The sequence below is a fragment of the Luteibacter sp. CQ10 genome, assembly GCF_040900725.1.
Taxonomy (GTDB): domain Bacteria; phylum Pseudomonadota; class Gammaproteobacteria; order Xanthomonadales; family Rhodanobacteraceae; genus Luteibacter.
This window is the reverse complement of record NZ_JAEUYM010000001.1, coordinates 771,021-780,518: the sequence shown is the minus strand read 5'-3', so window position 1 is coordinate 780,518 and position 9,498 is coordinate 771,021. Positions and strand designations below refer to the sequence as shown.

Annotated in this window: 12 protein-coding genes; 3 read left to right on the top strand and 9 right to left on the bottom strand. The window is 65.7% G+C overall.

The window, feature by feature from the left end; all coding sequences use genetic code 11:
• Nucleotides 1–97: 97 nt before the first annotated feature.
• Complete coding sequence (locus tag JNG39_RS03590; protein WP_368309717.1) at nt 98–481, top strand: hypothetical protein; 384 nt, start codon at nt 98–100, stop codon at nt 479–481.
• 63 nt (nt 482–544) lie between these two features.
• Here the strand turns inward: JNG39_RS03590 and JNG39_RS03585 are convergent, their stop codons facing one another.
• The 3 genes from JNG39_RS03585 to JNG39_RS03575 are packed head-to-tail and all read right to left on the bottom strand — an operon-like array spanning nt 545 to nt 2,892.
• Nucleotides 545–874, bottom strand: a complete 330-nt coding sequence (locus JNG39_RS03585) for a hypothetical protein (protein ID WP_368309716.1) — start codon at nt 872–874, stop codon at nt 545–547.
• 16 nt (nt 875–890) lie between these two features.
• The gene (locus tag JNG39_RS03580; protein WP_247374353.1) at nt 891–1,658 is read right to left on the bottom strand and encodes a LytTR family DNA-binding domain-containing protein; all 768 of its coding nucleotides are present in this window, start codon (nt 1,656–1,658) and stop codon (nt 891–893) included.
• On the bottom strand, nt 1,651–2,892 hold the full coding sequence (locus JNG39_RS03575; protein ID WP_368309715.1) for a sensor histidine kinase: 1,242 nt from the start codon (nt 2,890–2,892) through the stop codon (nt 1,651–1,653). The genes JNG39_RS03580 and JNG39_RS03575 overlap by 8 nt, the downstream gene beginning before the upstream one ends.
• A gap of 234 nt (nt 2,893–3,126) precedes the next feature.
• On the opposite strand from JNG39_RS03575, the gene JNG39_RS03570 reads away from it, so the two are divergent.
• The gene (locus JNG39_RS03570) at nt 3,127–3,468 is read left to right on the top strand and encodes a hypothetical protein (protein WP_368309714.1); all 342 of its coding nucleotides are present in this window, start codon (nt 3,127–3,129) and stop codon (nt 3,466–3,468) included.
• Between the two features lie 3 nt (nt 3,469–3,471).
• Here JNG39_RS03570 and JNG39_RS03565 read toward each other — a convergent pair whose 3' ends face one another.
• From JNG39_RS03565 to JNG39_RS03550, 4 genes are all read right to left on the bottom strand, one after another.
• Complete coding sequence (locus tag JNG39_RS03565; RefSeq protein WP_368309713.1) at nt 3,472–3,687, bottom strand: RNA-binding S4 domain-containing protein; 216 nt, start codon at nt 3,685–3,687, stop codon at nt 3,472–3,474.
• Nucleotides 3,688–3,759: 72 nt separating this feature from the next.
• Entirely contained in the window at nt 3,760–4,719 is a 960-nt protein-coding gene (locus JNG39_RS03560) for an alpha/beta fold hydrolase (RefSeq protein ID WP_368309712.1), read from the bottom strand.
• 230 nt (nt 4,720–4,949) lie between these two features.
• Nucleotides 4,950–5,366 (bottom strand): ketosteroid isomerase-related protein, encoded by a 417-nt coding sequence (locus tag JNG39_RS03555; protein WP_368309710.1) that lies wholly within the window; start codon nt 5,364–5,366, stop codon nt 4,950–4,952.
• Nucleotides 5,367–5,374: 8 nt separating this feature from the next.
• On the bottom strand, nt 5,375–6,487 hold the full coding sequence (locus JNG39_RS03550) for an S-(hydroxymethyl)glutathione dehydrogenase/class III alcohol dehydrogenase (protein WP_368309709.1): 1,113 nt from the start codon (nt 6,485–6,487) through the stop codon (nt 5,375–5,377).
• Between the two features lie 468 nt (nt 6,488–6,955).
• Between JNG39_RS03550 and JNG39_RS03545 the strand changes: the two genes are divergently transcribed.
• The gene (locus JNG39_RS03545; RefSeq protein ID WP_247374344.1) at nt 6,956–7,117 is read left to right on the top strand and encodes a hypothetical protein; all 162 of its coding nucleotides are present in this window, start codon (nt 6,956–6,958) and stop codon (nt 7,115–7,117) included.
• A 56-nt stretch (nt 7,118–7,173) separates the two neighbouring features.
• Here JNG39_RS03545 and JNG39_RS03540 read toward each other — a convergent pair whose 3' ends face one another.
• Together JNG39_RS03540 and JNG39_RS03535 are read right to left on the bottom strand one after the other, a co-directional pair.
• On the bottom strand, nt 7,174–7,743 hold the full coding sequence (locus JNG39_RS03540) for a DNA-binding protein (protein WP_368309708.1): 570 nt from the start codon (nt 7,741–7,743) through the stop codon (nt 7,174–7,176).
• Between the two features lie 302 nt (nt 7,744–8,045).
• Nucleotides 8,046–9,365, bottom strand: a complete 1,320-nt coding sequence (locus JNG39_RS03535) for an Nramp family divalent metal transporter (protein WP_368309706.1) — start codon at nt 9,363–9,365, stop codon at nt 8,046–8,048.
• Nucleotides 9,366–9,498: the final 133 nt, after the last annotated feature.

Sequence of the window (9,498 nt, the reverse complement as noted above, 5' to 3'; positions counted from 1 at the left end):
CTTACACTAGATAGCGAGGCACGCCTACAGCTTTTTTCGCACCAACACCGATAACGTGCCCCTTGCAGGATTCGCCTGCATTCAAGGGGTACGTCGCATGAAAGCCATGCTCATGGGAATCGCTCTCGCGGCCGTCGCCACCGCCGGCTTCAGCGGAGCGGCCAAGGCGGTCCCGCCCGCTTCGCGTTCGGTGAAATACTTCGACGAGTTCGGCAACCTGGTCGGCCAGCAGTACCTGCTTTGCAGCGGCATCGCCAAGCACGGCGGCAACATCCATACCGCTTATCACATCGAGGAAGCCACCAGTTGCCCGAGCGGCGGCGATCAGGGGTGGATCGTCCCGGGCAAGATCGTGGTGGCCTACACGCTGCCGTCCAGCCTCACCATCGACAGCGCGTGCAGCGTCGCCCATTGCCAGGGCGACTACGTTCCCGAGGTCAACGTACTGGGCCTGTGGCCCTATTCGGTCGGTTACCAGTGATCGCCTGAAGCTCCGCCCTTCGTCAACGCGTGCCGGAGGGATCTCCGCCTCCGGCACCGCACCTCAGAGCGAACGGCACGAGGGCGACATGCGGGAGGGTTCCGTGCCCACGCATTGCTCGAATCCCGCGGGAAGCCCGTCGAGACGGCGCCGCTCCGCCACGCTCAGCACGAAGGTACGGATTTCCTTTCCCTCGTAGAACACGGCGTAGTAGCAGTGTCCGCTGCGGCTCGCGTTGCACGTGAATTCCGCGCGGCCCAGGTCGACGTCGGTGCGCGCGTCGAGCACGGTCGTGCCGTTCTCGGACGACGACACTTGCATGATGCGGTTCTGCGCATCCGTGCAGCCGACGAGGTTGAGGAAACCGTAGACGATAGCCAAAAACATACGCATGGAAGTTCTCCTTTCGTCACATGGCCCGGAAGATCGCCATGAACGGCTGGCTGACGCTCAGCGTTTCGGGGCGTCCACGCAGGCGCAGGCAGCCCTTGCCGCTGTCGTCGCGCTCCACCGAGGCGACCTGGCGCAGGTTGACGATGGTCGAGCGGTGGATCTGCCGGAACGTGCGCGGATCGAGTTGCCTGAGAAGGTCGCGGATGGGGCGCGTGAGCAAGGCATCGCCATCGCCCGTGGCGACCAGGGTGTACTTGTTGTCGGCGCGGAAGTAGATCACGTCGTCGACGAGGATCAGCCGCGTGCCACGCCCCGCGCTCGCCGTGATCCAGGTCAGGGGCTCGTCCGGCCTGTCGTCGAAACGCTCGAGCATGTCGCGCGCCAGGCGCGAGGTGCGTTCGGCGTGCCGGCCGGCCTCCGCCAGGCGCCCACGCAGGCGGGCGACGGTATGCGCCAGGCGCTCGGCCGTGACCGGCTTGAGCAGGTAATCGATGGCGCCGCGCTCGAACGCATCCACGGCATACTGGTCGTAGGCGGTGATGAACACCACCAGGGTCGACGGGCTGGCGTCGGCCGCCGCGGCCGCCACTTCCATCCCGGTCAGGCCCGGCATGCGGATGTCGAGGAAGGCCACGTCGGGGCGATGGCTGGCGATGGCTTCCAGTGCCGCGCCACCGTCTTCGGCCACTTCCACGATGTCCAGCTCCGGCCAGGCCACGGCCAGCTCGCGTTGCAGTGCCGCGCTCAGCAGTCGTTCGTCTTCGGCCACGATGCACTTAGGCATGACCGGCTCCTTCGGTGACCGGCAACGTGATCGTCGCGGCCACGCCGTTCGGGAAATTGTTGCCGATGGTGAAGCTTGCCGCGCCACCGTAGGTGAGGCGCAGGCGTTCACGCAGGTTCTTCAGGCCGATGCCGGTACCCGCGCCGTCGCTGCGAAAACCCATGCCGTCGTCGGCCACCGTGAGCGAAAGCGCGGAAGCGTCCACGCCCGCACGGATCCATATCCCGCCACCGCCCGGCTTGGGTTCGAGGCCATGCTTGATCGCGTTCTCCACCAGCGTCTGCAGCATCATCGATGGCATCGGTACGCCCAGCGCCGTGGCCGGTACGTCGGTATGCACGGTCAGCCGCTCGCCCATGCGCAGGCGCATGATCTCCAGCCACGCGGTGGAGCGCTCGAGCTCCTGGCCCAGGGTGGAAAGCGAGCCATCCACGCGTGGCAACGACCGGCGCAGGTAGTCGATCAGGTGACCCAGCATCTTGTCGGCGCGTGCCGGATCGGTACGCACCAGCTCCTGCGCACTGGCGAGCGTGTTGTAGAGGAAATGCGGCTCGACCTGGGCCTGCAGGAGGCCAAGCTGGGCGGCCGTCAGTTCCTTTTCCATCGCCGTCTGGCGTACGTCGGCCCGCTCACGGTTGCGTCGACCGGCGAGCTTCTGCGTGATGGCGCGCACCAGCGATTCGACGTATTCGAGCGAGGTGCCGGTATCGGGATTGAACCAGTCGGCCCATGCGCCGATGTCGGGCTCGCAGACGAACATCACGCTGGACGAGCCGTCGGACGGGGTCAGGGTCGCGGTGACCTGGGTATGGCGGTCGAAGGAAGCGAACCAGGCGCGCCAGTGCCGACGCGACGTTTCCGCCCGTGGGAGGCGGACGGTGGCATGCAGCTGGAGGCTGCCCCGCCTGGCGACCACGTCGTGCACGTTGGGAAGCTCGCGCACCGCCTCTTCGACGAGTCCGAAGGCCTCGTCGGCACCGTAAGGCACTTCGACGCGCCTGCGCTGGCGATTGGAGAGGGTTTCGGCATCCACGCGGCCGGCGATGGTGCGCACGCGATACAGATGCGTGACGCCGCGGGCGAGCGATGCGAGCAGGCCGACGAACCAGGCCATGCTGAATATCCACGGCAGGTCGCCCCGATTCCAGCCGGTGACGTTCCACACGACCAGCAGCACGCACCAGGCGGCGAACCACGCCACGAGGATACGCCCGAGGAACTTGATGCTTGCCATGGTCCGCCCCTTCCGTCTTCGAATGCGGACGGAGCATACGACGCACCCGCGGGATCGGGCGGACAATTCGGACGAAACGGCCCAGGAGCCGACGAAACGCGCATTCCCCGATATGGCGGGCCTGAGGTTTTTTCCTATCGCGCCGCAGCATGACGTGGGCGCCCTCATGCGCCATCCTCGACGGAACGACTCTCGCGGTGGGGACCGCACCAGTCACGACAAAGGGGTTATTGCATGGCCTTGCTGCTCGTCGTTTTTGCTGTCGTCGTTCTTGCTATCTATCTCGGCATCCAGCTTCTTCCCAAGCACCATCCGTCCAACTGGCTTCTCGGCATCGTCGGCGGCGCCTGCCTCGTGCTGGCCTGGTATGCGATCTTCCATCCCTTGCTGCTGGCGTCCGGCGGCGGCGATCCTTCGCTGCTCGCCCTGGGACTGACCGCCGCGGGCATCGTGTCGTGCGTGCTCGGCGTGGTCTGCCTCGGCGTGTCCACGTGGCGCGACCCGAGCCGGTTCTGGATGCTTCCGCTGGTATTCATCGCGGTGATCGGCGCGACGCAGGTCAACGTGCTCTCCTGACGGTCACTGCACGACGCGAATCGTTTCGTCGCCGATCGTCACGACGTGTCCGGCGCGCACCTTGAAGGTCTTGCGCAGTTCCACCATGCCGTCGACCTTCACCAGCCCCTCGGCCACCAGGTGCTTGCCCTCGCCTCCGCTACCGGCGATGCCGGTGAGCTTGAGCAGGATGTTGAGTTCGACGTAGTCGCCCTCGAGCGGGAATTCGTGCAACGACATGGCGATCCGGCGTGAAGTGAAGGCCGCCATTAGACCGCAGACGGGCCGGTTCGAAAACCGGCCCGACGCGCCTTACTGCCTCGGCACCACGCGGTCGAGGAAGCGATGGATCTCGGCACCGATCTCCGGCCCATTCGATTCCAGGGCGAAATGGCCCGTGTCGTAGAAGCGCACCTCGGCCTTCGGGATGTCACGTTTGAACGCCTCGGCCCCCGGCGGAAGGAAGAACGGGTCGTTCCTGCCCCATGCCGCGAGCAGCGGTGGCTGGTACTTGCGGAAGTAGGCCTGGAACGCCGGATACTTCTTCACGTTGTTCGCGTAGTCGAGGAACAGGTCGAGCTGGATGTCGGCATTGCCCGGCCGCGATACCTGCGAGTAGTCCAGCGCCCAGGTCTCCGGCGCCACGCGATCGACGAGCGCCTCCGGCACGCCGTGCATGTACTGCCACTTGATCGCCTCTTCCGACAGGAACGACCTCAGCGCCTCGCGATGGGCCGGCGTCGGCTCCTTCCAGTAGGCCTGGATAGGATTCCAGCCGTCGCTCAGACCCTCCTCATAGGCATTGCCGTTCTGCGTGACGATGGCGGTGATCCGTTCCGGGTGCGCCACGGCCAGGCGCCACCCCACCGGCGCGCCGTAGTCGAACACCTCCATCGCGTAACGCTTCAGGCCCAGGGTTTCGGTGAACGCGTCGATCGTTTGCGCAAGGCGGTCGAAGGTGTAGGCGTAGTGCGCGCGATCCGGAGCCTCGGTCAGGCCGAACCCCGGCAGGTCGGGCGCGATGACGTGGTAGCGGTCGGCCAGGAGCGGGATCAGGTTGCGATACATGAACGACGACGTGGGGAAGCCGTGGAGCAGCAGCACGGTGGGCGCCCGCGGGTCCCCCGCTTCGCGATAGAACACCTTGACTCCATCCGCCGTCGCGTAGCGGTAATGCACCACCGGCCCGGCGGTCGTCGGCGCGGCCGGTGCGGGCTGGCCGACGGCGGCCATGGAAACGACGGCACCTGCAAAGAGATTCTTGAGAAACATGGGCATGTCCTTCGAGTGAGGATGAGTCGCCGCCGTAACCTGTAAAGCAGCGACCTCATGGTTACACTTGCCCATGTAACTAGTCAATACGTTTTTTAGTGGTTACTAACCGCGTTCACCGGAAAACCCACCCCGGCCGCGATGGCACGCCACCGCGGCCGGGGTATCGGAACGGCCGCCCGGATCGGATTCCGCCTTGCCAGCGCCGTGCCGGCGACGAGCGGGCCGCGTCAGTCCACCTCGACCCGACGCACCTGCGCCAGCCAGTCCTCGAGGTTGTAATAGTTGGTGACGCGCGCGATGCGGCCGTTACGCACCTCGAAGAACGCGCCGCCGGGCAACACGTAGCTCTGCCCCTGCGCCAGGGGCAGGCCATCGTCGGTGGCCTTGTACTCGCCGTGCACCACGTACTCGGCGGCGGCGCGGTCGCCCGCCTCGTTGGCCATGATCACGACGTTCTTCAGCTCTTCGCTGTAGCTCGTGTTCATGCGCTCCAGGAAGGCGGCGAAACGATCGCGGCCGGTTTCGCGGCCGCCCTGGTTCACGTCGTGATGCACGTTCTCGTCGAGCAGGTCGAGCATGCCCTTCCAGTCGCCGCGATTGAAGGCGGCGTAGTAACGGCGGATCAGGTCGATCGTGTCGTTCATCGGGGTACTCAGTAGAGGATGACGGAGCGGATGGACTTGCCCTCGTGCATGAGGTCGAAGGCGCGGTTGATGTCTTCCAGCCCCATGGTGTACGTGATCATGGGGTCGATCTTGATCTCGCCGCCCATGTAACGCTCGACGTAACCCGGCAGCTCGCTGCGGCCCTTCACGCCGCCGAACGCGGAGCCACGCCAGACGCGGCCGGTCACCAGCTGGAACGGACGCGTGCGGATCTCCTGGCCCGCGCCCGCCACGCCGATGATGATCGATTCGCCCCACCCCTTGTGGCAGCACTCCAGCGCCGCGCGCATCACGTCGACGTTGCCGATGCACTCGAACGAGTAATCGACGCCGCCGTCGGTGAGGTCGACGATGACCTGCTGGATCGGGGTATCCGGGTAATCGCGGGGATTCACGAAATCGGTGGCACCGAGCATCTTCGCCATCTCGAACTTCGCCGGGTTGGTGTCCACGCAGACGATGCGCGAGGCCTTGGCCATCACCGCGCCCTGCACCACCGACAGGCCGATGCCGCCCATGCCGAAGACGGCCACCGTCGAACCCGGCTCGACCTTCGCCGTATTGAGTACCGCGCCGATACCCGTGGTGATGCCGCAGCCGAGCAGGCAGACCTTGTCCAGCGGGGCGTCCTTGTTGATCTTCGCCAGGGATATCTCCGGCAGCACGGTGTATTCGCTGAAGGTGCTGGTGCCCATATAGTGCAGCAGCGGCTTACCGCCGATGGAGAAACGCGAGGTGCCGTCGGGCATCAGGCCCTTGCCCTGGGTGACGCGGATCTTCTGGCAGAGGTTGGTCTTGCCCGAACGGCAGAACTTGCACTCGCCGCACTCGGGCGTATAGAGCGGAATCACGTGGTCGCCGGGTTTGAGCGAGGTGACGCCCTCGCCTACTTCCTCCACGATGCCGCCGCCCTCATGACCCAGGATCACCGGGAAGGCGCCCTCGGAGTCGTCACCGGACAGCGTGAACGCGTCGGTATGGCACACGCCCGTCGCGACGATCCGCACCAGCACCTCCCCGGCCTTCGGACCCTGGACGTCGATTTGCTCGATGGAGAGCGGCTTTCCTGCTTCCCAGGCGACGGCGGCGCGAGACTTCATGGGTGGTTTCCTCAGACGTTGGACCGGGGATTCTAGACCCTCCCCGACCTCGGGTTGAACGCCCGCCAACGGACGGGGTGGCGTCAAACACCCGTTCGAGTTAAACTAGGGTTAACGAATCCGGTCCATTCGGCGAACGAAAGGCCCAGGCAAGGCGCGCCGGAGGTGCGATGGAAGCACCGATCGGAAATTTCCTTGAACTTTTTGCTTACAACCGCTGTCCAACGATTTAATGCTTGGCCGCCCTTGTAAACCCACAAGGTGCCCCGACTAAGGGTTCGTAGGTAAACTCGTTGGTTCAGAAATTCGGCCCAGGGGCCGATGACGAAAGCCTAACGAATCCATTGTTCACAGAATCGAACGAACCGAGACGACAGACCGTCCAGGGGTTCACCGCCACGCCAGAGACCGGCGACGTGGCGACCGTTTTTGAAGCATCCGGTCCTGACACCGACTGGGAGACACGACATGAACGAACTGCGCAACGAATACGGCATCACCACATTCGAATACTCGGCCGGCTATCGCGCCACCGAGGCGACCAACGGTCTCGACCTTTTCGGTGGCGAGATGGATGGCTACGACTGGCTCGGCGAAGTGGCCAGCCGCCTGAGCGGCGAATCGCTCTAAGCCGTCGAAGACCTGTTGTAACGGAGAAGGCCCGCCATGAAGCGGGCCTTCTTTCGTCAGGACGCCTTACGCGTCCTCGTCCGGGCGGCCTTCTTCGCCGCCGACTTTCGCCCGGCGGCACCCTTGGTGCGGGCCGCCTTCTTCGCTGCCGCCGAACGGCTGGTTGCCGTGCGTTTGGACGCGCTCTTGCGCCCCTGGGCCGAGAGGGCCCGTGGGGAAGCGGCGGCATGCCCTTCGCGCTTGAGCGCCGACGTCGAGGCACGCGAACGCGTGGCCGACTTGGCCGTCGACTTGCTCGCGGTCTTCCTCGCCGCCTTGGTCGCCGGGCGCTTGCGGGCGCTGGTCTTTTTCGCCGCCACGCCTGACGACCGCCGGGAAGCGGCCGTATCCTGGGCGGCTTTCTTCTTCGTCGCCTTGCTGGCCGTCTTCGACGGCTTGGCCTTTACGCCCGCGCGCCTCGCCTTGGACAACCCGATGGCGATCGCCTGCTTCGCCGAACGGGCACCATGCTTGCCCTCGCGAACGTGCTCGATCTCTTCCCTCACGAATTCGCCGGCCTGGGTGGAGGCCGACTTTCCTTCCCGTTTGTCCTTGCGTGCCCTGGCAGTGGTTTTCTTCTCAGGCATGATGGGTCCTCCGGCAGGAGTGGATCAGGGAATGCGTATGGCGAGTGCTTCAGGCATCTCGTCGGGCGACGGCCGCCCTTCGCCCTCGGGATCATCGGGGTGCGGGGGCGGCTCCTGGGGAGGCTGCTTGCGCGGGTCCGGTCCAGGCGTCTCGGGAGACGGGTCGACCGGCATCTCTTCCGGTACGTGACTCGGCTTGCCGGGTATCTCCGGCGAAGGAGTGGTGTGCATTGCGCAAGAGCCCTCGTGTCGTCGCCGAATGAGATTGCGCGGACGATCGTGACGCCCGCGTGGGCGGCACGTCACACGAACCCGAACACCTGCACGACGAGCCACGCGTTGGCGGCGGAAATCACCACGAAGAGAAACCATGCGGCCAGCGACGTGACGCGGCTGTTGGCGAACCCGCCCATCAGGCCGCGGTCGTCGGTGAAGCGGATCAGCGGATACATGGCGAACGGCAACTGGACGCTCAGCACGACCTGGCTGGCGACCAGCAATTCGCCGATGGCGCGATCGCCCAACATCACCACGCCGATGAAGGCCGGGACGATCGCCAGCCCGCGGGTGATCAGGCGGCGCTGCCAACAGGGGATCTTCAGCCGCAGGAACCCGTCCATGATCACCTGCCCGGCGATGGTGCCCGTGAAGGTGGAGCTCTGACCGGAGGCGAACAGGCCGACGGCGAAAGCGATGGCGGCCACGGTGGTGCCCGCGATCGGTGCCAGCAGTTGGTAAGCGTCGCCGATGTCGGCCACGTCGTTACGACCCGTGCCGTGGAACGCCGACGCAGCGACCACCAGGATCGACGCGTTGATGAGCAGCGCCAGGCCCAACGAGCCGATGGTGTCGACGCGGGTGAGCCGGATGGCCGCGAGCTTTCCCGCCTCGCCCGACACCGATCGCGTCTGCACGATGGACGAGTGGAGGTAGAGGTTGTGCGGCATGATGGTGGCACCGAGGATGCCGATGGCCAGATACAGCGGTTCGGTGGACGACAGCGCATGCAGCGACGGCACGAAGCCCGCCGCCACCGCGCTCCAGTCGGGGCCGAGCAGGAATAACTGCACCACGAAACAGATGCCGACGGTGCCCACCAGGCCGAGGATGATGGCCTCGACGCGTCGGAACCCCCTGCCCTGCAGGCCCAGCACCAGGAAGGTATCGAGTGCGGTGAGTGCCACGCCCACCGGTAGCGACACGCCGAAAAGCAACTTGAAGGCCAGCGCGCTGCCCAGCACTTCGGCCAAGTCGCAGGAAATGATCGAAATCTCGGCCAGCACCCATTGCACCCGCCCTACCGCCTTCGGATAGCGCTCACTCGACAGTTGCGCGAGATCCTTGCCGGTGGCGATGCCCAGCCGTGCCGCCAGGCACTGCAACACGATGGCGGCCAGGCTCGACAGCAGCACCACGAAGAGCAGGCGATAGCCGAAACGGGAGCCGGCCTCGATGTCGGTGGCCCAGTTGCCGGGGTCCATGTAGCCCACGGAGACGAGCAGGCCCGGCCCGGCGAATCGCAAGGCCTTCTTCCACCAGGGAAGATCCGCCGCGACCACGATCGAACCGGCCACCTCTGAGGGGCAGAACGGCGCCGTGGCCGTTTTGGGAAGGGGAAACATGGCGTCCATCGTAGCGAAAGAACACCGTCACCCGCACCCTGCGCGTGCTCCCGGACGAGGCCCCTCGCCGGGTCGGCGTACCGGACACACGGACGATTCCTGCCCGAGGTGAAAGCCGTCCCACGCGCACTTC

Bases quoted from the DNA above. Each gene is read 5' to 3' on its own strand.
- JNG39_RS03590 (WP_368309717.1), top strand. From the start codon at position 98: ATGAAAGCCATGCTCATGGGAATCGCTCTCGCGGCCGTCGCCACCGCC.
- JNG39_RS03585 (WP_368309716.1), bottom strand. From the start codon at position 874: ATGCGTATGTTTTTGGCTATCGTCTACGGTTTCCTCAACCTCGTCGGC.
- JNG39_RS03580 (WP_247374353.1), bottom strand. From the start codon at position 1,658: ATGCCTAAGTGCATCGTGGCCGAAGACGAACGACTGCTGAGCGCGGCA.
- JNG39_RS03575 (WP_368309715.1), bottom strand. From the start codon at position 2,892: ATGGCAAGCATCAAGTTCCTCGGGCGTATCCTCGTGGCGTGGTTCGCC.
- JNG39_RS03570 (WP_368309714.1), top strand. From the start codon at position 3,127: ATGGCCTTGCTGCTCGTCGTTTTTGCTGTCGTCGTTCTTGCTATCTAT.
- JNG39_RS03565 (WP_368309713.1), bottom strand. From the start codon at position 3,687: ATGTCGTTGCACGAATTCCCGCTCGAGGGCGACTACGTCGAACTCAAC.
- JNG39_RS03560 (WP_368309712.1), bottom strand. From the start codon at position 4,719: ATGTTTCTCAAGAATCTCTTTGCAGGTGCCGTCGTTTCCATGGCCGCC.
- JNG39_RS03555 (WP_368309710.1), bottom strand. From the start codon at position 5,366: ATGAACGACACGATCGACCTGATCCGCCGTTACTACGCCGCCTTCAAT.
- JNG39_RS03550 (WP_368309709.1), bottom strand. From the start codon at position 6,487: ATGAAGTCTCGCGCCGCCGTCGCCTGGGAAGCAGGAAAGCCGCTCTCC.
- JNG39_RS03545 (WP_247374344.1), top strand. From the start codon at position 6,956: ATGAACGAACTGCGCAACGAATACGGCATCACCACATTCGAATACTCG.
- JNG39_RS03540 (WP_368309708.1), bottom strand. From the start codon at position 7,743: ATGCCTGAGAAGAAAACCACTGCCAGGGCACGCAAGGACAAACGGGAA.
- JNG39_RS03535 (WP_368309706.1), bottom strand. From the start codon at position 9,365: ATGTTTCCCCTTCCCAAAACGGCCACGGCGCCGTTCTGCCCCTCAGAG.